This window comes from Hymenobacter segetis (assembly GCF_054776495.1).
In genome coordinates this window covers 651,395-675,081 of the sequence record NZ_BAAHBV010000003.1, presented here as the reverse complement: position 1 = coordinate 675,081, position 23,687 = coordinate 651,395, and the positions used below count along the sequence as shown (strand labels likewise).

19 protein-coding genes are annotated in these 23,687 nt (G+C 61.8%); 9 read left to right on the top strand and 10 right to left on the bottom strand.

Going from position 1 to position 23,687, the window contains the following annotated elements:
- Nucleotides 1-49 precede the first annotated feature (49 nt).
- Entirely contained in the window at nt 50-1,663 is a 1,614-nt protein-coding gene (locus ACYU70_RS19685; protein WP_342301246.1) for a TlpA family protein disulfide reductase, read from the top strand.
- Between the two features lie 125 nt (nt 1,664-1,788).
- Nucleotides 1,789-2,808 carry an SPASM domain-containing protein gene (locus ACYU70_RS19680; RefSeq protein ID WP_342301245.1) on the top strand — a complete coding sequence of 340 codons (1,020 nt, stop codon included), beginning with the start codon at nt 1,789-1,791 and terminating at the stop codon, nt 2,806-2,808.
- Between the two features lie 145 nt (nt 2,809-2,953).
- Here ACYU70_RS19680 and ACYU70_RS19675 read toward each other — a convergent pair whose 3' ends face one another.
- From ACYU70_RS19675 to ACYU70_RS19650, 6 genes are all read right to left on the bottom strand, one after another.
- Nucleotides 2,954-3,295 (bottom strand): hypothetical protein, encoded by a 342-nt coding sequence (locus ACYU70_RS19675; protein ID WP_342301241.1) that lies wholly within the window; start codon nt 3,293-3,295, stop codon nt 2,954-2,956.
- 149 nt (nt 3,296-3,444) lie between these two features.
- A complete protein-coding gene (locus ACYU70_RS19670) occupies nt 3,445-3,657 on the bottom strand; it encodes a hypothetical protein (protein ID WP_342301240.1) in 213 nt (70 codons plus the stop codon).
- A 36-nt stretch (nt 3,658-3,693) separates the two neighbouring features.
- Nucleotides 3,694-4,497 (bottom strand): inositol monophosphatase family protein, encoded by an 804-nt coding sequence (locus ACYU70_RS19665; RefSeq protein ID WP_342301263.1) that lies wholly within the window; start codon nt 4,495-4,497, stop codon nt 3,694-3,696.
- Between the two features lie 141 nt (nt 4,498-4,638).
- Entirely contained in the window at nt 4,639-6,357 is a 1,719-nt protein-coding gene (lnt, locus tag ACYU70_RS19660) for an apolipoprotein N-acyltransferase (RefSeq protein ID WP_460616083.1), read from the bottom strand.
- Nucleotides 6,335-7,102: a 16S rRNA (cytidine(1402)-2'-O)-methyltransferase gene (gene rsmI / locus ACYU70_RS19655; RefSeq protein WP_342300752.1), complete on the bottom strand. Its 768-nt coding sequence runs from the start codon at nt 7,100-7,102 to the stop codon at nt 6,335-6,337. Before rsmI ends, lnt begins: the two co-directional genes overlap by 23 nt.
- 200 nt (nt 7,103-7,302) lie before the next feature.
- Complete coding sequence (locus tag ACYU70_RS19650) at nt 7,303-7,551, bottom strand: 4a-hydroxytetrahydrobiopterin dehydratase (protein ID WP_342300753.1); 249 nt, start codon at nt 7,549-7,551, stop codon at nt 7,303-7,305.
- Between the two features lie 123 nt (nt 7,552-7,674).
- On the opposite strand from ACYU70_RS19650, the gene ACYU70_RS19645 reads away from it, so the two are divergent.
- The 3 genes from ACYU70_RS19645 (at nt 7,675) to ACYU70_RS19635 (ending at nt 12,152) form a co-directional block, all read left to right on the top strand.
- Nucleotides 7,675-8,178, top strand: a complete 504-nt coding sequence (locus tag ACYU70_RS19645) for a hypothetical protein (RefSeq protein ID WP_342300754.1) — start codon at nt 7,675-7,677, stop codon at nt 8,176-8,178.
- Nucleotides 8,179-8,354: 176 nt separating this feature from the next.
- The gene (locus ACYU70_RS19640) at nt 8,355-9,053 is read left to right on the top strand and encodes a metallophosphoesterase family protein (protein ID WP_342300756.1); all 699 of its coding nucleotides are present in this window, start codon (nt 8,355-8,357) and stop codon (nt 9,051-9,053) included.
- 552 nt (nt 9,054-9,605) lie between these two features.
- On the top strand, nt 9,606-12,152 hold the full coding sequence (locus ACYU70_RS19635; protein ID WP_342300758.1) for an autotransporter outer membrane beta-barrel domain-containing protein: 2,547 nt from the start codon (nt 9,606-9,608) through the stop codon (nt 12,150-12,152).
- Between the two features lie 138 nt (nt 12,153-12,290).
- On the opposite strand, the gene ACYU70_RS19630 is transcribed toward ACYU70_RS19635, so the two are convergent.
- Nucleotides 12,291-13,097 (bottom strand): anti-sigma factor, encoded by an 807-nt coding sequence (locus ACYU70_RS19630; RefSeq protein WP_342300760.1) that lies wholly within the window; start codon nt 13,095-13,097, stop codon nt 12,291-12,293.
- A gap of 204 nt (nt 13,098-13,301) precedes the next feature.
- The gene (locus ACYU70_RS19625; protein ID WP_342300762.1) at nt 13,302-13,823 is read right to left on the bottom strand and encodes an RNA polymerase sigma factor; all 522 of its coding nucleotides are present in this window, start codon (nt 13,821-13,823) and stop codon (nt 13,302-13,304) included.
- Between the two features lie 330 nt (nt 13,824-14,153).
- On the opposite strand from ACYU70_RS19625, the gene ACYU70_RS19620 reads away from it, so the two are divergent.
- From ACYU70_RS19620 to ACYU70_RS19610, 3 genes are all read left to right on the top strand, one after another.
- Nucleotides 14,154-15,446: a serine hydroxymethyltransferase gene (locus tag ACYU70_RS19620; protein ID WP_342300764.1), complete on the top strand. Its 1,293-nt coding sequence runs from the start codon at nt 14,154-14,156 to the stop codon at nt 15,444-15,446.
- Nucleotides 15,447-15,647: 201 nt separating this feature from the next.
- On the top strand, nt 15,648-16,523 hold the full coding sequence (gene tatC, locus ACYU70_RS19615; protein WP_342300766.1) for a twin-arginine translocase subunit TatC: 876 nt from the start codon (nt 15,648-15,650) through the stop codon (nt 16,521-16,523).
- A 261-nt stretch (nt 16,524-16,784) separates the two neighbouring features.
- A complete protein-coding gene (locus ACYU70_RS19610; RefSeq protein ID WP_342300768.1) occupies nt 16,785-18,734 on the top strand; it encodes an ATP-binding protein in 1,950 nt (649 codons plus the stop codon).
- Between the two features lie 191 nt (nt 18,735-18,925).
- Here ACYU70_RS19610 and ACYU70_RS19605 read toward each other — a convergent pair whose 3' ends face one another.
- Both ACYU70_RS19605 and ACYU70_RS19600 read right to left on the bottom strand, forming a co-directional pair.
- Nucleotides 18,926-20,974 carry a M13 family metallopeptidase gene (locus tag ACYU70_RS19605; protein ID WP_342300770.1) on the bottom strand — a complete coding sequence of 683 codons (2,049 nt, stop codon included), beginning with the start codon at nt 20,972-20,974 and terminating at the stop codon, nt 18,926-18,928.
- Between the two features lie 379 nt (nt 20,975-21,353).
- The gene (locus tag ACYU70_RS19600; protein WP_342300771.1) at nt 21,354-22,988 is read right to left on the bottom strand and encodes an NADP-dependent glyceraldehyde-3-phosphate dehydrogenase; all 1,635 of its coding nucleotides are present in this window, start codon (nt 22,986-22,988) and stop codon (nt 21,354-21,356) included.
- A 159-nt stretch (nt 22,989-23,147) separates the two neighbouring features.
- On the opposite strand from ACYU70_RS19600, the gene ACYU70_RS19595 reads away from it, so the two are divergent.
- Nucleotides 23,148-23,579, top strand: a complete 432-nt coding sequence (locus ACYU70_RS19595; RefSeq protein ID WP_342300773.1) for a hypothetical protein — start codon at nt 23,148-23,150, stop codon at nt 23,577-23,579.
- Nucleotides 23,580-23,687: the final 108 nt, after the last annotated feature.

The window sequence follows — 23,687 nt, the reverse complement described above, 5'->3', positions numbered from 1 at the left end:
AGTTAGCTGCTGTGGCTGTTTCAACGGTCTGGGGCTGGTTTCTATTGTCATGATATTATCTTTTGTCACTTGCACGCGCCGGTTGGTTGGGGCAGCTCTGGTTCTGGCCCCGTTGCTGGGGCACGCTCAGGGCCGGACCACGGTGGTGGGTGCCGCCGCCAAAACGGCTTCGGTCGCGGCGGCTTCTTCGGCGGGTACGGCCACCCTCACCGGCCGGGTGAGTGGGCCTACCACTGATTCCGTTGCGATTTCGCTACGCGAAAACCCACTCGACCCGAAGGAAAAGCTGTTCCGGGTGCCGCTCAACGACAAGGGCGATTTTAAAGTGGTAGTGCCCGTGAGCAGTGCCACCAAGGCCGACCTCGTGTACGGCGACGACGTGGCCCCGCTGTTTCTGGACCCCGGCACCGATATGGACGTGCGCTTCAAGGGCAGCGACATGTCGGGCACGCTCCGCTTCAAGCCCAACGACGTGCCCTCCGGCTTTGCCACCAAGCTGCGCAACCGCTCGAACCTGACCGAGGAGCAGCGCCACCGCCAGCAGGCTGCCAATGCCAACAACTACTTGGTAGAAGCGGATGCACAGTTCGTGGAAAACGATGGTTTTCAGGTGCTGCCCGATAACATTCAGCTCTACGAAGCGCCGTTCCTGTCCTTTCTGGAGTACCGCCGCAAGCACGAATACGAGTTTCTGGAAGACCACGCCGCCAAGCAGTCCTTCACGCAGGAGTTCTACAACTACGCCCACGCCGAAGTGGTGTACGCCTACGCCAACGACAAGCTGACTTTCCAGGACCTGCGCGAGCAGGTGGTGAACACCGAGGGCCGCCTGAAAATGGCCCCCGACTACTACAACTTCCTGCGCGAGCCGGGCCTGCTCAACGAGCCCAACGCCGTGCAGAGCGAGCTGTACCACGAGTTCCTGCTCAACTACGTGCACTTCACCGTGGCGCAGGACCACCACCAGCGTTCCGACCCCGACTTTTACCCAGCCTGCTACGCGCTGGCCAGCAAGAAGCTCACCGGCCCGTCGCGGGCCATTATTCTGGGCCGCGTGTTGCAGGAGTCGTTCCGGTTTGGGCACGTGAAGCAGTCGGCCGCCATGCTGGCCGATTTCCGCAACTACGACCCCAAAAACCAGTATTACCCCACGCTGCAAACCGATTTCAACCTGCACAAGGATTTCGCCATCGGTGCACCAGCTCCCGATTTCAAGCTGCCCAGCGCCACCGGCGATACGGTGCACCTGCACGACTTCGCCGGCAAGCTGGTGTACCTCAACTTTTGGAAAAGCACCAACGGCTTGTGTCTGCGCGACCTAGCGTATGCCCAGGAACTAATGCGCAAGTTTGAGGGCAAGAACATCACCTTCATCAACATTGCCCTCGATGAGAATGAGCAGGCCTGGAAACAGCTGGTGACGGTGAAAAAACTGCCTGGCGTGCAGGTTCGCATTCCCGGCGGCGGCCTGCGTTCGATGGTGGCGAAGGAATACGCTTTGCAGGAAGTACCCACCTATATGCTGGTGGGCGAGGATGGTACCTTCCTCAATACCAAGCCCAAGCGCCTAAGCAGCCGCGCCGCCGTAGACGAAATCAACCAGTCGTTCGGCAAGGCCAGTACCTATACCAGCGCCATCGATTTCCCGGCCACCAAGAAATAAGCGTCCGACCAAACGCAACCGAAGTAGCGCGAACTTTGTAGTTCGCGTCTCCGCGCCACTGAAACTCCTTTCGGTGCGGGGACGCGAACTACAAAGTTCGCGCTACTGCTTTTTAACTCCTTTCTATGTCTGTGCTCACCGATAGCCTCAATGTTTTGTCGAAAGCCACCCCGTTGCGGGTCTGGAATGCGACGCAAATCATCGGCTCCTACATTCTGAGCAAGATTACGGGCAAGGCTCGGTTGCGCGGCCTGCCCATGGCGCTCAGCTTCGAGCCCACTACCAGCTGCAACCTGCGCTGCCCGGAGTGTCCCAGCGGCCTGCGCTCCTTCACGCGGCCCACGGGAATGTTGCAGGGTGATTTATTCAAGAAAACGATTGATGAGGTAGCGAACCGGCTGTGGTACCTGATTTTCTATTTCCAGGGCGAGCCGTACCTACACCCGCAGTTTCTGGAATTGGTGAAGTACGCGGCCGATAAAGGCATCTACACCGCCACCAGCACCAACGCGCACTACCTCAACGACCAGAACGCCCGCAAAACGGTAGAAAGCGGCCTCGACCGTCTCATCATCTCCCTCGATGGCACCACGCAGGACGTGTACCAGCAGTACCGCGTGGGCGGCAAGCTGGAAAAGGTATTGGAGGGCACCCGCAACGTGGTGAAATGGCGCAAAGAGCTGAATTCAAGCACGCCGCGCATCATCTTCCAGTTCCTGGTGGTGCGGCCCAATGAGCATCAGATTGACGATGCCAAACAACTGGCCGAAGCGCTGGGCGTGGATGATGTGTGGTTCAAAACCGCTCAGATTTACGACCACGCGCAGGGCTCGCCGCTCATCCCGACCATCGATTATTACTCGCGCTACCAGAACAACGGCGACAATACCTGGAGCCTGAAAAACAAGCTGGTCGACCACTGCTGGAAAATGTGGCATTCCTGTGTCATCACCTGGGACGGGCTGGTGGTGCCATGCTGCTTCGACAAAGATGCCGAATACCGCCAGGGCGACCTCAAAACCGAGACTTTCCGCCAGCTCTGGCGCGGCCCGAAGTATCAGCAGTTTCGCGGCAGCCTGCTCAAAGGCCGCGACCAGATTGAGATGTGCCGCAACTGCTCGGAAGGCACGAAGGTGTGGGGATAAGCGGAAAGTAGAACAAGCAAAAAACAGAACGTCGTGCTAAGCGCAGCCGAAGCATCTCTACCACGTAAGTAAATAATTACTGTTACGGTAGAGATGCTTCGACTGCGCTCAGCATGACGTTCTGATTGGTGTCGCTGAGCGAGTCTTACTTATCTTTCTTCGTCAGGTTTTTGCCGAGGTCTTCGACCTGCTTGAGGAAGTCGTCGGTGTCGGAATCGGCATAGGTGCCGTAGGCATTGGCGATGGTGCCTTTCGTGCCGTCGTTGGCCTCAATGGCGTAGAGGACGGACATATCATCGGGGTCGCTTTCGCCCTCGAAGCGGTAAAAATCCACGATGGTCACTTCGTCGGGCGCGTAGGTCTTGTTGGAGTCGCTGCCGATGGTATGCAGGCGGCCATCCACGACGTTGAAATCCTGGGTGAAGCCGTCCTTGGTCAGTTTGCTCTCAACGTTGACAAGTGACCGTTCTTCTTCTTTGTCCTGCATGGCGGTGGGGTGTTTGGGTAAGGATGAAGCGGGCCGGGCCGGCACAAATGCCAGCCGCCCCCGCTCGGGCTATACGCAGCCGGGGCGGGGGCGGGTTATACCAAATGCGTATAAAAAAACGCGAAAGTGCTATGTATCGGCTGGCGGCTCTATTTGGCCGCCGCACGCGCCTCAATGGTGCGCTGCAGACTCTCCACATCGAGCTGCCCGCAGGCTCCGCCGCAGCCCTTAGCGCAGCCAGCCGCCGTCTTGCTAAAAAACGCCCGGTAGAAAATGCGGCCCACGTAAAACGCCGCCGCGATGAACAGCGCGCCAATTAGCAGGTACTGGATTTCGACGGAGGTGATAGCAAGCAGGAGCATAGTGGGTAAACTATGGATGAAAAAGAATAGTTTGCGCTACTGCCAGAACTGGCCAATGGTGGCCTGCATCTCGGCATGAATGAGTTGGTTGCTGGCCACTATTTCGCGCCCAAATAGCGGGTCGCCATCCGTCAGAAACTGGGTGACGTGACCGCCTGCTTCGCGTACTAGCAGGATGCCTGCCGCCACATCGTAGGAATTCAGGTTGAATTCGAAGAAGCCCTCGCAGCGCCCGGCGGCCACGTAGGCCAGGTCAGCCGCAGCGGAGCCCAGGCGGCGCACGCCGTGGCTACGGGTGAAAAATGCGCCGAGGATTTGCAGGAAAGCGTCCATCTTGCCGAAGTCCTTGTAGGGAAAGCCGGTGGCGATGAGCGAACTATTCAACTCGGCCACATCGGTGACGCGGATGGGCTGGTCGTTGCAGAACGCGCCGCCGCCACGCACGGCCCGGAAACTTTCGTCGCGACCTACCTCGTGTACCACGCCCACCACCAGCTCCCGGTGCTGCGTCAGCGCCACGCTAATGCAATACACCGGCAGGCCGTGCACGAAATTGGTGGTGCCGTCAAGCGGGTCGATTATCCAGACGAATTCCTCGGTGTGCGCGTCGGGGCCGGCGGTGCCTTCTTCGGTGATAAAACCGGCTTCGGGCAGCAGCTGGCGCAGGCCGGCCACGAGGCGGCGCTCGGTTTCCTGGTCCACGTAGCTCACGAGGTCATGCACGCCCTTGTGCTCGATTTTGGCGCGGTCGAAGGTGGCGGCTTCCTCGCGGATGAACTCGGCTGTGGTGCGGCACAGGGCGGCGAGGTCGTGGGAGAGTTGGGTAAAATCGAGGGGCATAATGATAGTTGAACGATGTAGAGACGCAATATTTTGCGTCTCGTCGTTGCTGATGTTGTTTAGCTGGAGCGATTATGACGAGGCGGCGCGGGGCCTGTCGTTCAACGACGAGACGCAAAATATTGCGTCTCTACATCGTGCTTACGCTTGTTGAACCGTACTGCTTTTACGCATCCAACCTACCACAATAGCCCCCACCAGCAGCAGCACCGCCAGCACCTGCGCCCCGCGCCCAATCAGTTCCCCAAAGCGCACATAGAACGTCACCTCGTCATTGAGGTGCACGGTAGCCCGGCTGGCAGTCGGAATCCAGGCTTTTTCGCGCTGGGTAATTTCACCTTTCTGGTTGATGAAGCCGGTGAAGCCGGTGTTGGCGGAGCGGGCCAGGTCGCGGCGGGTTTCGATGCAGCGCAACTGGCCGTAGCTCAGCAGCTGGCGGTAGCCGGGCGAGTCGTGCCACCAGGCATCGTTGGTGACGAGGCCCAGGAGCGTGGCCCCGTTGTGGGCGTATTCGCCGATGAAGTCGCCGTAGATGGATTCGTAGCAGATGACCGGGGCTACGCGCAGGGCCGGCGCGTTGGCCGGGGCCGGGTACACGGTGCGCTCGGGCTGGCTGCCCACGCTGCCCACGGTTCCGCCCAGGTCGATGTGCGCAATGAGCGAGGCCAGCATGGGTGGAATCTTCTCCACGCCGGGCACGAGGCGCGACTTGTGGTAGAAAACCACCGGCGCGGTGGCATTAGCGAAGAAAGCGCCGGTGTTGAAGAAATCGTAGTAGCCCAGGTCATCGCGGTAGCGGGCGGTTTCGCTGGCTGCTTCCTTATTAGGGTAGGAGCCGAGGGTGGTGATGCCCGTGAGCAGCGCCACGCCGGGGTGCTGCCTCAGCCACTCACGCACGCGAAGAATTTTGGGGTTGGTTTCGATAGTGTTTTCCCAGTAGGGCTCCTCCAGCGCGGTTTCGGGCCAGAGCACGAGGCGCGTTTTGGGCGTGAGGTGCTGCTCGGAAAGCTGCATCAGGCGCGTGAGCTGCTCGTCGTAAGGAATGAACTTGGGGCCGCCCTCGAACTTCTCCACGTAGGGGTCGAAGTTGGGCTGCACCACCACTACTTCGGCCGTGGGGCCTTTTTCCTTATAAGCCGCGCTCATCAGATAGGACAAAGCCAGCGGCAGCAGAATGAAGAAAAGCGGCGTGCCGAACGAAGGCTGCCATTCAAAGGCCGACTTGCGGAATGTTTCAGTGCGGTTTAATTCATCAAACCTAGTGTCTGCCGGCTGGAAAGCCAGCACCGGCAAATGCTTCAGCAACGCCTGAAAAAACAGCAGATTCACCACCCACACCCACACCGAGCCGCCCAGGAAGCCCGTGTACTCATACCACTGCACCCATTGCGGTGCAGCCGCGAAGCCGTTGCCCAGCGTGAGCCAGGGCCAGGTGATGTCCCAATGCAGGTGCAATTGCTCGAACGCAATCCAGTAGATGGGCAGCGAGAGGTAGCCCCAGCGGTTGCCCAGCCGCTTTTTGGTTTGGCGGAAGGCCATGAGCGGCAGGCACATAAGCAGCGCATTGAGCACCACGGCGGCGATGCCGGCGGGCAGGTCGGCGTAGCTTACCCACCAGGTAGTGAGGGCGTTCCAGAGCACCAGCATGAGGTAGGTGCTGGCAAACACGCGGCCCTTGCGGGCACCGGTCAGCGTGAGCTGTCGCTCCATCAGCAGGTACGGCACCCAGCCGATGAACAGCAGCGGGGCCAGCCAGGCCGTGGGCCACGGGGCCCAGCCGCCGCTCAGCAGCAACGCGCCGAGCACGGCCAGCACCAGCGGCTGTTGGAGCAGCGGGCTAGTCCTCGTAGTCGGTGTCATCGTCATCGTCGGCAGCGCGGCGGTAACGGTCTTCGCGGCCGGGGCGGGGCTCGCGGGGGGGCGGGGCAAGGTTTCCTTCGACGACAACGACAATTTCTCCTTTAATAGCGGGCCGGGCCGCGAAGTCAGCCTCCAGGCTGGCCAGCGTACCGGTCACGGTTTCTTCAAACAATTTAGTCAACTCACGACTGACCGAAGCCGGCCGCGTCGGCCCGAGCACCTCGGCCAACTGGCCCAACGTCTTCACAATGCGGTGCGGCGACTCGTAAAAAATCATGGTCCGGGTTTCCGAAGCCAGCTGTTGCAGGCGCGTCTGCCGGCCTTTCTTCACCGGCAAAAAACCTTCAAACGTGAACCGCTCGGCCCCAAAGCCTGATTTCAACAGCGCCGGCACGAAAGCGGTAGCGCCCGGCAGGCACTCCACGCCCAAGCCCCGCGCCAGGCACTCGCGCACCAACAGAAACCCGGGGTCGGAGATTCCCGGCGTGCCGGCATCCGAAATTAGGGCCATGATTTCGCCCTTCTCCAGACGTTCCAGCAGACGTGGTACCTGCTGGTGCTCGTTGTGCAGGTGGTAGGAGAGAAGCGGCTTCTTGATGCCCAGATGCTGCATGAGGCGGCCGCTGGTGCGGGTGTCCTCACAGAGCACGGTGCCCACCTCCCCCAGAATGCGGATGGCTCGCAGGGTAATATCTTCCAGATTGCCAATTGGCGTGGGTACGAGGTACAGAACCGTGTTGGGCATAGCGACAAAGGTAGATTAGGTTGAACATCAAACTCCCCTCCTTGGTAAGGAGGGGACGCTGGCGCGAAGCGTCAGCTGGGGTGGTTGTGGGCGTTGGTGTTTGACTGGACGAATCGTTCCGCACCATTCAGCGCCACAACCAACCCCGTTTTCGCTGGCGCGAAAACATCCCCTCCTTGGTAAGGAGGGGAGTTGGTCGTTCAGCTCACCTCATACCGCGCCGCCACGGCATCAATAGCCGCCGCCAGCCGGTGGTCGCGCGGAGTCACGGTGTTGCCCGCATCATGGGTGCGGAGGCGAAATTCCACCACGTTATACTCGTTACTGAACCACGGATGATGGTCGAGGCGCTCGGCCTCGGCGGCTACTTCGGTGAGGAAGGCGAAGGCCGTCTTGAAGTCGCTGAACCGGAAGCTGCGGCGCAGGCTATTGTCGATGTTATTCCACATGATTTTTACTATATTTAAGGATTGAGGAAAGATGGCGCGAGTGGGGCGGTAGACAACCCAAATGCTTAAACCAAAGTACACCTTTCCCAATTCGCATCATCACTTTTTTACTTCTCAATTCCCATGGCCATCGACCCCAACAACCGCCCAATCCGCGTCATCAACGACGACACGACCAACGAAGAAATGGAGGCCGGCCACCACATTCCCAACGCCGACCCGCCCAAAAATGAGGCTGCCCGCGGCGGCTTCGGCAACCGCGACGGCAAAGAGGGCTTCGGCTCCGACACCTCGGGCGGCGAAACGGCCGTGGGCGTGAACGAAACCGCCGACAACATGAGCCCACCCGCCGACAACATGCGCTCGCAGGACGAAGGCCGCGCCGGCCGCGCCAACCAGGACATGCCGCCCCTCGACGACTACACCGACACCATCGTGCCCAGCGGCCGCCCCGTCGATGAACTCGACGTGCATGACTTCCGCCCCGGCGTGGATGAAATGCTGAACCCTAACTCCCGCGTGGGCATGGGCCAGATGGAGCCGCGCCCCATTAAGCCCATCACCGGCACCGATACCAACGCCGACCTCACCGACCCCAACGCTGCTGATTCGGCCATCGACCAGTAGAGGACTTCCTAGCTGGTTCTGCTATTAGGAACGTCATGCTGAGCGAAGCCGAAGCATCTCTACCGCGCAAGTAATCCAGTCAAAAGGGGGTTACTATTGCGGTAGAGATGCTTCGGCTTCGCTCAGCATGACGTTCTGCTTTTCCCGGCTATCCTAATACCAATTCGCTTATTCCCGTGAGCCGCTACGCCACTACCGACCTTCACGGCTGCCTGCACACCTTTCGCCATTTGGTTGAAGAAGAGCTGAATCTCAGCCGGAAGGACGAGCTCTACCTGCTGGGCGACTACGTGAATAAAGGCCCCGATAGCCGCGGAGTACTCGACTACCTGATGTGGCTGCAAGCCGCCGGCTACCAGGTGCATTGCTTGCGCGGCAACCACGACCAGGCCCTGCTCGACGCCGCCCGCCACCGCTGGCGCTGGGACTGGCTGGGGCCGCGCGGCCGCCTGCCCACGCTACGCAGCTTCGGCGTGTCGCGCCTCTCCGACATCCCCGCGCCCTACCTCAACTGGCTGGCTACCTTGCCATATGAGATTGAGCTGCCCGATTTCATGCTCGTGCACGCCGGCTACAACTTCGCCCTGCCGACCGCCGAGATGCGCCAGGACTACGCCACCATGCTCAACACCAAAAGCTACGTGTATGACCCCGTGCGGCTGGGCGGCCGCCGCCTGCTGCACGGCCACGTGCCCACGCCCACTGCCCAGGTGCGCGCCAAAGCGGCCATGCATCCCGGCGCGCTGGGCCTCGATACCGGCTGCGTGTACCGCCACAACCCCGAGCTGGCCCATCTCGCCGCTCTTAACCTCGACACCTGGAAATTGACCCTAGTGCCCAACCGCGAGCCCGCCTACACCATCGGCAAGCGCTAACGCCGGCCTGAACCCAAACACTGTTGCCCAAAACCGCCTCTGCCCGTATCGGCAGGGGCGGTTTTGCATTATGACTATACAAAGGAATGGGTTTTGTAGATGGTTGCGGATGGGTATGATATTTTCAGTGTTGATTTTGTTGTAATAATTATATAATGCCAATCTGTTTTCGGAACAGCTGCATACGATTTGTAGTGGTTGACTGGATTTGCTGAAAACGACTAAATAATTGAAATAATAAAAAAATAATGGCACCAATAAACGATGTTGATAGGATGATGAATAGAAAATTGCATTGAATTTGCATTATGGCTTTGAATGATTGACTGGGTTGTTGCGAAGGGTAGGCAGGTGGTTTACGTTTGATAAATACTATTAATGACAATTCTTCATACGGCTCAGCTAATCCGGATAATGTCGTAAAGCAAAAACAAATAATATGGTTTTACTGGGCCAGGGTTAAGCGCGGCAGTTGTGCCGAAACCCGGCCGAACCGGATAACAAAACCTCGGGCAACATGCCCTATTGCTTTTCTCTTTTTTCTTCTGCTATATGAAACACTTCGTCTCCTCTATTTCCCCGGTGCATTCGTTCGGGGCATTGCCGGCCCAGCCGTGGTGGGTGCGCCGGCGCTGGCAGCTGGTGGGCCTGCTGCTGAGCATGTTGCTGATGATGGGCGTGCGGGCGCAGGCCAACGTGATTATCACGGTGGGAGCCAGTGGCAACTACACCACTATCGGCGCGGCGCTGGCGGCCGTGCCTTCGCCCCTCACGCAGCCTTACGAGCTGCGCCTGCTGGATGCCGCATACACCGAAGACGTGCTGCTGACCAAAACGGGCTCGGCCGCAAACCCGCTTATCATCGGGCCGGCGGCGGGCGTTAGCACCGTGCTCACGGGCACGCTCACCTTCGGGGCCGGCAGCGCCTTCGCCAGCCTGAATGGCAACAACGGTACCATCTCCCGTGCCCTCACGCTGCGCCAGCCCAGCCTCACTGCCCCGGCGGTGGTGTTTGGTAATGATGCTTCTAATAACGAGGTGCGCGAGGCCATCGTGCTGGGCTCGAACACGCTGCTGACCAGCGGCGTGGTGGTAATTGGTGCCGGCCTGACCAGCGGCAACGACAACAACACCATTATCCAGAGCTTCGTGGGTAATGCCGACCCGGCCCTGCTGCCCGCCAACCTGCTGTACGCGGCCAGCGCGGGCGGCGGAACCAACGACAATTTCAGCCTGCTCAATAGCCAGCTCTTCAACTTCAGCCGCGCCGGCGTATTCGTAGGGGCCGGCAACGGCGACCAGTGGACCATCAGCGGCAACAGCTTCTACTACAATGCCACGGCCATCCCCATGACGGCCCAGACGGCCATCGACTTCCGCCCCGGCTCCGGGGCTAATGGGGCGCTGGTGAGCGGCAACTTCATTGGCGGGCGCACGGCCGGGGCCACCGGCGGCATCTGGGAGAACGCGGGCACCCAGAATTTCAAGGGCATTGTGATGAGCTGCGGTAATAGCACCACCCTCACCAACCAGGTAACCGGCAACACCGTGCGCCAGGTGAGCCTGACCGGCGTGAGCAGCGCCTCCCTCACCGCCATGGGCGTGGCAGCGGGCCGCGCCGAGCTCACCGGCAACAGCGTGACAAACGTGACCAACACCGGCACCAGCGGCGTGAACAGCCTCGTGAGCCAGGCCACCACCATCCTGAACTCGTTCTCGGTGAGCAACGGCCAGCTTATGGTGGTGGAAAGCGGCCTGACGGTGGTGCTCGGCGACCTCACCAACGCGGGCGTGCTCAACCATACGGGCGGCGACATTCTCATCAACGGCAACTTCACCAACACCAGCACCGGCACCTTCGCCCAGACGCTGGGCGACCTGGAGGTGAAAGGCAACATGCTGAACACCGGCCAGTTCACCTGCTCCACGGGCAAGGTGAAGCTGACCGGGGCCGGCAACCAGACCGTGAGCGGCGGCTTCTACTTCAACCTGGAAGTGAACGGCGGCGGCGTGAAAACCTTCACCGATGACGCCGAGGTGTACAACGGCGTGCAGATGCTGAGCGGCATCCTGGCCACCGGCCCCTACCGCCTCAAGATTGACCCGCTGGCCAACCTCTCCGAAACTGACGCCAGCTACGTGCTGGGCCGCGTGGAAGTGCGCCGCCTGCCTGCCGAGGGCGTGCTCGAAGACTTTGGCGGCGTGGGCCTGACCATGCTGCCGGTGGTGGGCTCCACGCTGCCGGGCGCCACGCAGGTCACGCGCATCACGGGCACCGCGCCGGTGGGCGTGGCCGGCCACCAGGGCATTCTGCGCTACTTCGACATCAGCGCGCCCACCATCACCGGCCTGAACCTGGGCCTGACCATGAGCTACTTCGCCCACGAGCTGAACGGCATCACGCCCGCCAACCTGCGCTTTTATAAGTCGGTGGACAACGGCGTGACCTGGCAGAACAAGGGCCTCACCAGCGCCGGCAGCGGCTTTGCCACGCTCAGCGGCGTGAGCGGCTTCTCGCGCTGGACGCTGGGCGACATCACCGCGCCGCTGCCGGTGGGCCTCACCGCCTTCCGGGCCGAGCGTCAGGGCGCCGATGCCGTCCTCACTTGGGCCACGGCGACTGAGGAAAACAACCAGGGCTTCGGCCTCGAAGTCTCGCTCGATGGCCACAGCTTCAAGCAAATCGGCTTCGTGGCCGCCGAGGGCAGCAATAGCAGTGCCCCCCGCACCTACCGTTTCGTGGATGCTGCCGAGGGCAAGACCGGCCCCCGATACTACCGCCTCCGCCAGGACGACCGCGACGGCACCGCCCACTACTACGACCCCCAGCTGCTGCGCTTCGACGCGGCCCCGGCCACGCTGGCCGCCTACCCCACGCAGTTCGGCCCCGAGCTGACCGTGGCCCTGAACCACCCCACCGCCACCACCGCCACCCTGCGCCTGCTCGATGCGATGGGCCGCGAAGTGTGGCAGCAAGAGCAGGCCCTCACGCCCGGCGCAGCCCCCGTGCGGGTGCAGCCCACCTGCGCGGCCGGCCCCTACATCCTCACGGCCACCGTGGGCGGGCAGGTGCTGCGCCAGCGCGTGGTGAAAGACTGAGGCGAGGGCCGCGCCCCGCGCGTTTCCGCCTGTTTCCGGAAGCCCCGGCTGCGTCAGCGGCCGGGGCTTCTTGTTGCACAATAGATATTGGGATTTGCCTTAGTTACCGAAGCTGCCTTGTAACGCCAATTGGCAGGACTACTTCCCGTCCAGCACCCCCGCCGCCACTACCCGGCGGGCCGAGGCGCGGTAGGGGCTGAGCGAATCGGTGGCCACGGCGCGGAGGGTGGCCAGGGCGGGGGCCAGCTCCTGGGCCTGCCAATAGGCCATGCCGAGGTGGTAGCGGGCGCGGCGGGCCAGCTCGCCGGAGCGGCCGGCGCTATCGTCGCTCACGCGGCGCAGGTAGAGTTGGGCGGCGTTGCCCTGGCCCTGGCGCAGCAGCATCAGGCCGCGCAGGTAGAGCAGGGTATCGGCCCCCACGTTGGCGGGGCTCACACGGCCCAGCGAGTGCAGGGCGGCCGGGTAGTGGCCCGACTGGTACTGGTCGAGGGCTTCGGCCAGCAGGGGGCGGCTGTGCAGCAGGCCGGTGGTCACGGCGGGGCCGGGGTCGGGCTGGTAGTAGGCTTCCCAATTGTGGGCGGGGCGGGCCAGGGTGGGGCGGGCCAGGTACCAGGCCGCCACGCCGGCGGCCAGCAGCAGCACCGCGCCCACGGTACCCCACACGGCCCAGCGGCGTTGGCGGCGCTGGGCCAGGTGGTGGGCGCGGGCCAGGGCGCTGCCGCGCTCGTTCATGCGGTCGTCGAGGGATTGCAGGCGCTGGCGCAGCGTGTCGTGGCCGGCGGCCCAGCGCAGGTCGGCGGTCAGCTGCTCGTAGGCGGCGTGGGCGTCGGCCAGGGCTTCGTCCTGCTCCAGCCGCAGCTCGAAGGCATCCTGCTCGGCCGGGCTCATCTGGCCATCGGCGAAGCGTTCGAGCTCATCGAAATAAGGGCGGAGGTCTATGGGCACGGGGCGAAGGGGAGGGGGGATGGTTAGGGTAAATGGGTTCTTTTAACAAAAGAACGTCAGATAGTAGCAATACAAAAGAACGTCATGCTGAGCGCAGTCGAAGCATCTCTACCGCAATAGTAATCCAATCGAAAGAGTTAGTGGCGCGGTAGAGATGCTTCGGCTTTGCTCAGCATGACGTTCTTTTTATAAACGTGCCGCGCCTCACACCACCTCGCCGGTTATTGGCTCATAGCCGCCGCGCACCAGGTCATACAGCTTGCGCAGGCAGACGCTTTTCTGGCGGCGAGCCACGGTGGCATTGGGAAAGCCCATTTTGCCGCCCATCTTCTCAAAATGGTAGCCCCGGAAGTAGAAGTAGGTGAGCACCTGCTGGCAGTCGGTGCTGAGCTGGTTGAACTGGGCCAGCAGGCGCTGGCGGCGGCTGGCCTCGGCGGCGGGCAGGGGCTGGTGGGCGGGCACGTGGGCCGCAATGCGCTCTTGGGCCATGCCGTAGAGGTAGGCGCGCAAGTCCTCGGGCATGCGGGTGATGCGGCCATCGGCCACATGGTCGTAGAAATCGAGCAGCGTGTCTTGCAGCAGGCCGTGGGCCTTGTCGGGCGGCAGCTGGTGCTTGCGCTGCGCCCAGCGGGCAAACAGGTGTCGGCTGCGCTGATAAAAGTCAATCAGAAATTTCTGATTGCCAATGCGCAGTTGAGTAAGGGTTTCAGCAAGGGGCGTGGGCATAGCAGAAAGTAAAGGCCATAGCAAGTAACAACGGAAATGGGGAAACCAGGCAGCCGAACCACAACTCCCCTCCTTGGACAAGGAGGGGATGTTCGAGCCAACGGCTCGAACGGGGGTGGTTGGATTCGTTGAACGATGGGCGAACGAAGGCCCGCGCCGTAATAGGCTGTGTTTTTATTTGGAGATGCAGCTATTGTTCAGCCGCGTCGTTCGTCCATCGTTCAACGAATCAAACCACCCCCGTTTTCGCTGCGCGAAAACATCCCCTCCTTGGCTAAGGAGGGGAGTGATGTTCATGCACCTCCCTTATCCCCTATTACCTTTACGCCCATGCAAACAGCCGCCCCCGCCCGCCTCCTCGATACCGCCGTTTTCGACCTCATCGCGCAGGAGAAAACCCGCCAGACCCACGGCCTCGAACTCATTGCCTCCGAAAACTACGTTTCGGACCAGGTGATGGCCGCCCAAGGCTCCGTGCTCACCAACAAGTACGCCGAGGGCCTGCCCGGCAAGCGCTACTACGGCGGCTGCGAAATCGTGGACCAGGTGGAGCAATTGGCCATCGACCGCATCAAACAGCTGTTCGGCGTGGCGTGGGCCAACGTGCAGCCCCACTCGGGCGCCCAGGCCAATGCCGCCGTGATGCTGGCCTGCCTGCAGCCCGGCGATAAAATCCTCGGCTTCGACCTCAGCCACGGCGGCCACCTCACCCACGGCTCGGCCGTGAACTTCTCGGGCAAGCTCTACCAGCCCAGCTTCTATGGCGTGGAGCGCGAAACCGGCCTCATCGACTGGAGCAAAATCAAGGACATTGCCCGCCGCGAGCGCCCAAAAATGATTATCTGCGGGGCCTCGGCCTACTCGCGCGACTGGAACTACGCCGCCCTGCGCGAAGCCGCTGACGAAGTAGGTGCCCTGCTGCTGGCCGACATCTCGCACCCCTCGGCCCTCATCGCCACCGGCCTGCTGAACTCGCCCTTCGAGCACTGCCACATCGTAACCACCACTACCCACAAAACCCTGCGCGGCCCCCGCGGCGGCCTCATCATGCTGGGCAAGGATTTCGACAACCCCTTCGGCCTGAAAACCCCGAAAGGCGAAATCCGCCCTATGTCGGCCCTGCTCGACTCGGGCGTATTCCCCGGCACCCAGGGCGGACCCTTAGAGCACGTCATCGCCGCCAAAGCCGTAGCCTTCGGCGAAGCGCTGAGCGACGACTTCAAAACCTATACCCAGCAGGTGGCGCGCAACGCCCAGGCGCTGGCCAAAGGCTTCGTGAGCCTGGGCTACGACATCATCTCGGGCGGCACCGACAACCACCTCATGCTAATCGACCTGCGCTCGAAAGGCCTCAGCGGCAAGCTGGCCGAGAACACGCTGGTAAAAGCCGACATCACCATCAACAAAAACATGGTGCCGTTCGACGACAAGTCGCCCTTCGTGACCAGCGGCATCCGCATTGGCTCGGCCGCCGTAACTACCCGCGGCCTGGGCGAAACCGACATGCACCGCATCGTGGAGCTGATTGACGAAACCCTGATGAACCACGACAACGACACCCGCATCGGGCAGGTGCGCCAGCAGGTGAACGCCTGGCTGCAGGACTACCCACTGTTCGCGTAGGTTCTTACGTATGTAGGGCGGCCACTGGCCGTCAAGCGAACCAACCAGGCGGTCATGCTGAGCGAAGTCGAAGCATCTCTACCGCGCAACTAATCCCAATCGAAAGGAATAGTATTGCGGTAGAGATGCTTCGGCTTCGCTCAGCATGACGTTCTGTTTTAGTTCGTTACTCCTCCTGTTTATTCCCCCTGATTCCCCTCCGTGCAACCTCAACAACAAAACAAACCGCTGGGCGAACAGCACGAAATGTCCTTCATCGACCACCTGGAGGCGTTGCGCTGGCACATCATCCGGGCGGCTATTTCGGTGGTGGTGTTTGCCACCGGCGCGTTTTTCGCCAAGGATTTCCTGTTTCACGACCTGATTCTGGGTCCCTCGCGCCCCGATTTTTGGACCTACCGCATGTTTTGCAAGTTCGGGCAGTGGGTGCACGCACCGGATTTGTGCATCGATAAAATCGGCTTCGTGATTCAGAACCGCGAGATGAGCGGGCAGTTGACCATGCACATCAGCACGTCGTTCATCGTGGGCATTCTGCTGGCGTTTCCGTATTTATTCTGGGAAATCTGGCGCTTCGTGAAGCCCGGCCTCTACCCGCACGAGCGTCAGAACTCGCAGGGGGCTGTGTTTTTCGTGTCGATACTGTTCATCATGGGGCTGCTGTTCGGCTACTACATCGCCGCGCCGCTCAGCATCAACTTCCTGGCCGGCTACGTGGTTGATGCCAGCATTGAAAACCAGATTGACATGCAGAGCTACCTGAGCACGCTCACCACCATGAGCGTGTCGTGCGCCTTCGTGTTCGAGCTGCCCATGATTGTGTTCTTCCTGGCGAAGGCCGGCATCGTGTCGCCCGAAATCATGCAGACCTACCGCAAGCATGCCATTGTGGTCATCCTCATCATCGCGGCCGTCATCACCCCGCCCGATATTTCGGCCCAGATTATCGTCACCATCCCCATCCTGCTGCTCTACGAGCTCAGCATTCACATTGCCCGCGTGGTGCGCCGCGGCGACGCCGCCCGCCTCAACGCCAAGCTAGCCCGGCAGGCCGAGCGGGATGCGGCCCAGCAATAAGCTCAGCCAATAACCGGGCTGACGGGCTAAGCCGTCGGCCCGGTACACTATTTGGGGCAGGGGCTGGAAATTGCATCATCATGCCTGCAATCCAGTTTTGGAGTTGTCGGATATCAGGATTAATCCGGTAAAAACAATTGTTATCCCGCCTGTACGGCTTTCCGACTAAATGCGGGAATTCAAATTGGGAATCTGTGGTGATGCTGAAATAGCATTAAAGCGTGAAAGTTGACGGCATAGTGCTTATCTTTGACTAGCACTATGCAGCCATTTATGACGCGGCCCGTTTTTTTGCTGAGATGGCTGTTAGCCCTGGGGCTGCTGGTGCCGTTGGTGCCCGCCGGAGCCGGGGCCGCCGTGCCGGTCAGCACCGAGGTATTGCGTCGGCAGCTGGCCACCCGCCTGCCCGATACCACCCGGTTGCGCCTGCTCACGGCGATGTGCTACCGGCTGCACGATGAGCAGCCCGCCCGCGCCCTGCCCTACGGGGAAGCCGCCGTGGCCCTGGCCCGCACCCTGCCCGCCGATGAGCAAGCCCCCGGCCTGCTGCGCAGCCTGCTGAACCTGGCCAGCTGCTACGCCAACCTATCCAATGGCCCGGAAACCCTGAACCTGCTGAACGAAGCCCAGGAGCTGGCCCGCAACCAGCACGACACCGATGCGCTGATGCGCGTGTACACCGCGCAGGGCAGTATTTACCACGAGCGCGGCGACTCCACCACGGCCTGGCGACACTACCAGCGGGCGCTGCAGCTCAGCCAGCGGTCGGGGGTGAGCGGCCATACCCGCATGAAGCTGCTGGGAAATGTGGGCAGTCTGTTCTTCTTTCGGCGACAGGTGCCGCAGGCGTTGCATTATGATTCGCTGGCCTTGGCCCTGGCCCGCCGCGAAAGCGACTCCACCGCCGAATCGACCTACCTCTCCAGCCTGGCCACCTACCAGATGCAGCTGGGACGCCTGCCCCGGGTGAAACGGCTTCTTACGCAGGCGCTGGCCATCAGCCGCCGCCAGCACGCGGCCCGCAACCAGGCCGAGCAGCTGATTTTGTTTGCGATGTACTACATCCAGACCGACCAGCCCGACCGGGCCGATGCCGCCGTGCGCGAAGCCCTGGCCCTGGCCCGCCAAAGCGGCTACCTGGAGCGCGTGCTCGATGCCTACAGCATCCTGGCCGCCGAAGCCGCCGAGCACGATAACTACCGCGACGCCTACGAGTGGAACAAGCGCTACGTGGACCTGAACGATACCCTGAACAACCGCCAGACCATGCAAACCCTGGCGGCGGCCCAGGTCAGCTACGAAACCCAGGAACGCGCCCGCCGGCTGCGCCAGCTCACGGCGCAGCAGGCTGAGCAGGGCTGGCACAACCGCGTGCTGGGGACGGCCGTGGCTATTCTGGCTATGGGGTTGCTGGTAGCAGTGTACCTGCACCGCAACCTGCGCCGCAGCCGCACCGCCCTGGCCGCCAACAACCGCGCCCTGGAAAAAGCCTCGGCCGAACTGCGCGCCGTGGCCGTGTTCAAGGACAAGCTCTACGCCATTGTGGCCCACGACCTGCGCGGGCCGGTCACGGCCTTTGCCGGCGTCACCAGCCTCATTGATTCCTACATCGCCCAGAACGACCAGGCCGGCCTCGCCCGCCTGCCCGCACTGGTGCGCCAGGCCTCCGACAGTCTCAACCATCTGCTCGACAACGTGCTGAACTGGGCCGTGAGCCAGACCGGCGAGCTGGACTGCCGCCCCACGCCCCTGCTGGTCACGGAGCTGTTTGCCGAGTGCCAGGCCCTGTACCAGACCACGGCCGCCGCCAGCTGGCAGCACATCACCATGGCCGCCCCGCCCGATTTGCGCCTGCTGGCCGACCGCAACATGACGCGCACCATCCTACGCAACCTGGTGGGCAACGCGCTGAAATTCATGCCCGCCGGCGGCCACGTCCACCTCGAAGCCGCCCCTGACCCCGACGACCCCCGCATGGTCCTCCTCAGTTGCACCGATACCGGACCGGGCATGAGCGCTGCCACCGTGTCGTCGCTCATGAGCGGCCCGGCGCTGCCCGAGCCGTCGCCCGTGCCGCAGGCTACCGGCCTGGGTTTGGGCTTGGCCCTGTGCCGCGCCTTCGTGCACCGGCACGGCGGCACGCTGGTGATTCAGAGTCGGCCAGGCGCTGGGACTAACGTGACGGTGAGTATGCCGGCGGCGAAAGGGTAGGCGCACCTGTCATTGCGAGTGGAGCGTGGCAATCCGTCCTGTCAAACCCAGATTCTTTTACCAGAAAGCCCCAATACCGCGAAGTATTGGGGCTTTCTGTTGTTAAAAAAGGCTTTATCACATCTCAGGGCTGGTCGCATCGAGAGGACGGATTGCGCGTTCCGCTGCGCTCCACTCGCAATGACAGGCGGCTACCAAATCACCACTCGCGTCGAATCTGGCCGGTAGAGCTTCTGGCCGGGCTTGATGCCGAAGGCTTCGTAGAAAGCCGGCACATCGGCCATGGGGCCATTCACACGGTACTGGGCGGGCGAGTGCACGTCGGTGAGCAGCCGCGAGGCGAGACTTTCGTCCCGCTGGTGGCTCTGCCAGCCCAGGGCATAGCCCAGGAAATAGCGCTGCACGGGCGTGAGGCCGTTGATTTTCTTGCCCTCCTTGTATTGCTTGGTTTTCTTGAAGGCATCGAGGGCGATGACGATGCCGCCCAAGTCGGCAATGTTTTCGCCGGCTGTGGCCTTGCCGTTGATGTGCAGCGAATCGAGCAGGGTGTAGCCGTTGAACTGCTTCACAATGCCGTTTACGCGCTGGTTGAAGCGCTGGCGGTCGGCCTTGCTCCACCACTCGTGCAGGTTGCCTTTGGCATCGAACTGGCTGCCCTCGTCGTCGAAACCGTGCGTCAGCTCGTGGCCGATGGTGCTGGCCCCGGCGTAGCCATACACCAGCGCGTCGTCGGCATCGGCGTCGAGCAGGCCGGGCACGGCAAAAATGGCGGCCGGCAGCACAATCTCGTTGTTGGAAGGATTGTAGTAGGCGTTATACGTCTGGGGCGTCATGTCCCACTCGGTGCGGTCCACGGGCTTGCCTAGTTTATTAAGCGCATAGTTATACTGCCAGTGGTTGGCGCGCATCACATTGGCCGCCAGTGAGCTGCGGTCGATTTGCAGAACCGAATAGTCTTTCCACTTATTGGGGTAGCCCACTTTGGGGGTGATTTTGTGGAGCTTATCCAGCGCCACTACTTTGGTGGGCGCGCTCATCCAGTCTACTTTCTGAATGTGCTCGGCAAACGATGCCACCACGTTTTTTACCAGTGTGTCGTAGCGGGCTTTGGCTTCGGGCTTGAAGTATTCCTTCACGAAAAGCTGGCCCAGCGCATCACCTAAGGCATCTTCTTGCATGTCGAGCACCCGCTTCCAGCGCGGGCGTAGCGCCTTGGCCCCGTTGAGCACCGTGCCGTAGAAGTGGAAGCTCTCGTTCACGAAGTTGCTGCTAAGCGTGGGCGAGAACGTGCGCGCCAGCTGCCAAGTCAGGTAAGCTTTCCAGTCGTCGAGCGGCTTGGTTTTAAGCAACTGCCCGGCCGTTTGGTAAAACTCGGGCTGGCCCACGATGACGGAATCCAGCGTGGAAATGCCCAATTGGCCCAGCCAGGTTTTCCAGTTCAGGCCCGGTGTGAGCTTGTCGAGCTGCGCTACACCCATTTTGTGGTAGTTGGCGTAAGGGTCGCGCAAGGCCTCCAGCTTACGCGACGACTTGGCCAGCGCCGTTTCCAGGGCCATTACGCGGCTGGCACTGATGGCGGCCATCGCAGCATCCTGGCCGAGTAGCCGGAAAGTGTTGGCCACGTGCTTCAGGTACTCGGCGCGAATGTTTTTGGTGCGTGAGTCGGTGTTGAAGTAGTAGTCGCGGTTGGGCAGGCCGAGGCCGCCTTGGTTTAGATACAGCGCAATCTGGTCGCTTTTCTTCGCATCCTGGTACACCACGGGGCCGATGAGGGCGCGCACGCCCAGCGGAATTTCGTGGGCGATGACGCCCGGCACATCGGCCACGCTTTTCATGGCCGCGATGCGGTCCAGCTCCGGCTTCAGCGGCGCAGCCCCAAGTTGGTCGGCTTTCACCGAATCCATGCCCACGGCCCAGAAATCGCCGATTTTCTGCTGGTTGCTGCCGGCCGCCGCTTTGGCAGCCGCCGCCTCAATGCTGGTCTGGCGCAGGCGGGTATAAATCTCGTTCTGCACCTTTTTGCCGATGCCCATATTGCTTTCCGAGGCCGGAATGGGGTTGTCCTTGAGCCAGGTGCCGTTGGCGTAGGCGAAAAAGTCGTCGCCGGGGGCCACGGTGGTATCCAGGGCCGCGTGCAGGATGTCGGGCTTATCGGCGGAACTGGCCGTTTTCAGGGAGTTCGACGGGCAGCCGGTGACGCCGGCGGCCAGCAGCGGCAGCAGAAGCAGGTGTTTTTTCATGAAGGGATGCGGGTGGGCGGTGTGAATGATGAACGAAGTAAACCCAGGAGTACGGCTCCGCTTATAAAAAACCCCCAACCCGCCGGCAGGTTGCCGACGGATTGGGGGTCAGAACGCCCAGTAAAGGGCCGGGCACCCCCGAAGCACCGAAATTAGCTCCGGTAAATGCTTCGGTCGTGCCGGGAAGTGCTTCGGTCGTGCCGGGAAGTGCTTCGGCCGGGCCGGAAAGTGCTTCGGTCGTGCCGGAAAGTGCTTCGGACTCGCCGGGGAGGACTTCGGCTAGGCCGGGTGCTGCTTCGGCGGGGCCGGCCAAAGTATTGGGTGCGCCGGGGAATGCTTCGAGGGGGCCGGAAAGGGTTTTGGCCCGGCCGAAAGGCGCTTACAGGATAAACCGGGTGCTGAGGAAGCTGCTTTCTTGGCCGTCCACAATCTCATTGAAGAGGTGCTTGTTGGCTTCGGTCTGCTTGGTGGCTACTACGGTGCGGATGCTGAACGAGCGCAGCGCATCGTACACCGAGAGGGTGCCTTCGGCCGAGTCTTTGCGGCCGGTGAAGGGGAAGGTGTCCGGCCCGCGCTGGCACTGGGCGTTGATGTTCACGCGGCTCACCTGGTTCACGAGCTGGTCGATAAGGTCGGCCACTTCCTGCGATTCGGAGCCGAAAATGCTCACCTGCTGGCCGTGGTCGGAGTCGATGATATACTGAATGGCTTCGTCGACTTTGGCGAACGAGGCCACCGGCACTACCGGGCCAAACTGCTCCTCGCGCCACACCTTCATGCCGTCTTTCACGGGGAAGAGCAGGGCGGGGTACACCAGCGGGCCGGCCGTGGTGCCGCCGCCTTCGTTCATCACGCGGGCCCCTTTGGCTTCGGCATCAGCGATGACCTCGGCCAAATAATTAGGCTTTTGGGGCTCGGGCAGGGGCGTGATGTTCACGCCCGCATCCCAGGGCATGCCGGGTTTCAGCTTGTTGATTTCGGTGGCGAAGCGCGCCACGAAGTCCGCCGCAATGCTCTCGTGCACCATAAACAGCTTGAGCGCCGTGCAGCGCTGGCCGTTGAAGCTCAGCGAGCCGAGCACCGATTCCTTCACCGCCACGTCGAGGTCGGCATCGGGCATGATGATGGCCACGTTCTTGGCATCGAGCCCGAGAATGGCGCGCAGGCGGTTGGATTTGGGGTGCAGCTTCTTGAGCGAATCGGCCACGCGGCTGCTGCCGATGAGGCCGAGCGCATCAATCTTGCCCGAGGCCATGAGAGCCGGCACCACGGCGTTGCCGCGGCCGTACACGGTGTTCACTACGCCTTTCGGGAAGGCTTCGGTGAAGGCCTGGAGTAGCGGAAAGTGCAGTAGGGTACCGTGTTTCGGAGGTTTGAAGAGGACCGTATTGCCCATGATGAGGGCTGGGATGAGCATGCAGAACGTCTCGTTCAGCGGGTAGTTGAAGGGGCCCATGCAGAGCACCACGCCCAGCGGCGAGCGACGAATCTGGCCAATGATGCCTTCGGTGATGGTGAAGCGCGACGAGTCGCGGTCCATGTCCTTGAGGGCATTGATGGTGGCGTGGATATAGTCCACGGTGCGGTCGAACTCCTTCTCGGAGTCGGCGGCCGACTTGCCGATTTCCCAGAGCAGCAGCTTCACGATTTCGCCCTTGCGGGCCACGATGAGGCGGGTGAATTTCTCCACTGCCGCGATGCGCTCGGCCACGCTCAGCATCGGCCACTCGCCGCGGCCGAAGTTGTAGGCCTGCACGGCGGCATCGAGTGCTTTGAGGGCTTCGGCCTCATCGAGCAGCGGGTACGAGCCGATGACGCGGGGCGTGAGCGAGCCGTCGGGCTGGCGCTCAAACATGGGCGAAATGACCTCCTGGGTGGGGCCGGCCCACTCGCGCAGCTCGCCGTCGAGCAGGTACTGGCGCTGGTGCAGCGGCTCAGCCAGCCGCCAGGCTTCGGGAATGGCCGCCGTATCGGGCGGGAAGAGTTGGGTTAGATTTTCGGTGCTTACAGCCATGATAATGGGCAAAATGTGCGGTGCGAACCTACGCAACAGCGTATGGGTACGGAAATGTTGGCCGTCGTCGCCGGTGTCGGCCCGTGTCCACGGGAACGTTTGCGTACCGCGCAAGCCCCCGAAAACCGCTATGTTTCCGTTGAAATTATTTTTCCGCTCATGTCGCTTCACCTCCTGCTTTTGCTCAATTTCGCCGCTGCGGCCTACCTCACCGGCCTCATCTGGACGGTGCAGGTGGTGCATTACCCCAGCTTCGGCAAGGTGCCGAAAGAGGCGTGGGCAGCCTTCCATGCGGCCCACACCCGCCGCATGAGTTACGTGGTGATGGCCCCAATGGTGCTGGAACTGGCCCTGGCCGCCTGGCTGGCCTGGGCCGGCCGCGCCGCCCTGCCCGGCGGCGCGGGTTGGTGGGGCCTCGGGCTGGTGGGCGTGGTGTGGGCGGCCACGTTCTTCATCGCCGTGCCCTTCCACAACCGCCTCGAACAAGGCTACGACTACATTGCCATCGACGGCCTCACGCGCACCAACTGGATAAGGACGCTGGCGTGGACGGTAAGAATGGGGCTGCTGGGCTGGCTGCTGACGATGTAGAGACGCAATATTTTGCGTCTCATCGTTGAACGAGCTAAACCGCGCCGCTTGGGCAAAACCGCGCAGTTATAACAACATCAGCAACGACGAGACGCAAAATATTGCGTC

What these genes read in the sequence shown, in the direction of transcription:
- ACYU70_RS19685 (WP_342301246.1), top strand. Translation starts at nt 50, where the DNA reads ATGATATTATCTTTTGTCACTTGCACGCGCCGGTTGGTTGGGGCAGCT.
- ACYU70_RS19625 (WP_342300762.1), bottom strand. Translation starts at nt 13,823, where the DNA reads ATGCCCACGCCCCTTGCTGAAACCCTTACTCAACTGCGCATTGGCAAT.
- ACYU70_RS19620 (WP_342300764.1), top strand. Translation starts at nt 14,154, where the DNA reads ATGCAAACAGCCGCCCCCGCCCGCCTCCTCGATACCGCCGTTTTCGAC.
- ACYU70_RS19605 (WP_342300770.1), bottom strand. Translation starts at nt 20,974, where the DNA reads ATGAAAAAACACCTGCTTCTGCTGCCGCTGCTGGCCGCCGGCGTCACC.
- ACYU70_RS19675 (WP_342301241.1), bottom strand. Translation starts at nt 3,295, where the DNA reads ATGCAGGACAAAGAAGAAGAACGGTCACTTGTCAACGTTGAGAGCAAA.
- ACYU70_RS19610 (WP_342300768.1), top strand. Translation starts at nt 16,785, where the DNA reads ATGCAGCCATTTATGACGCGGCCCGTTTTTTTGCTGAGATGGCTGTTA.
- ACYU70_RS19680 (WP_342301245.1), top strand. Translation starts at nt 1,789, where the DNA reads ATGTCTGTGCTCACCGATAGCCTCAATGTTTTGTCGAAAGCCACCCCG.
- ACYU70_RS19665 (WP_342301263.1), bottom strand. Translation starts at nt 4,497, where the DNA reads ATGCCCCTCGATTTTACCCAACTCTCCCACGACCTCGCCGCCCTGTGC.
- ACYU70_RS19600 (WP_342300771.1), bottom strand. Translation starts at nt 22,988, where the DNA reads ATGGCTGTAAGCACCGAAAATCTAACCCAACTCTTCCCGCCCGATACG.
- lnt (WP_460616083.1), bottom strand. Translation starts at nt 6,357, where the DNA reads ATGACACCGACTACGAGGACTAGCCCGCTGCTCCAACAGCCGCTGGTG.
- ACYU70_RS19670 (WP_342301240.1), bottom strand. Translation starts at nt 3,657, where the DNA reads ATGCTCCTGCTTGCTATCACCTCCGTCGAAATCCAGTACCTGCTAATT.
- ACYU70_RS19635 (WP_342300758.1), top strand. Translation starts at nt 9,606, where the DNA reads ATGAAACACTTCGTCTCCTCTATTTCCCCGGTGCATTCGTTCGGGGCA.
- ACYU70_RS19645 (WP_342300754.1), top strand. Translation starts at nt 7,675, where the DNA reads ATGGCCATCGACCCCAACAACCGCCCAATCCGCGTCATCAACGACGAC.
- ACYU70_RS19595 (WP_342300773.1), top strand. Translation starts at nt 23,148, where the DNA reads ATGTCGCTTCACCTCCTGCTTTTGCTCAATTTCGCCGCTGCGGCCTAC.
- ACYU70_RS19650 (WP_342300753.1), bottom strand. Translation starts at nt 7,551, where the DNA reads ATGTGGAATAACATCGACAATAGCCTGCGCCGCAGCTTCCGGTTCAGC.
- rsmI (WP_342300752.1), bottom strand. Translation starts at nt 7,102, where the DNA reads ATGCCCAACACGGTTCTGTACCTCGTACCCACGCCAATTGGCAATCTG.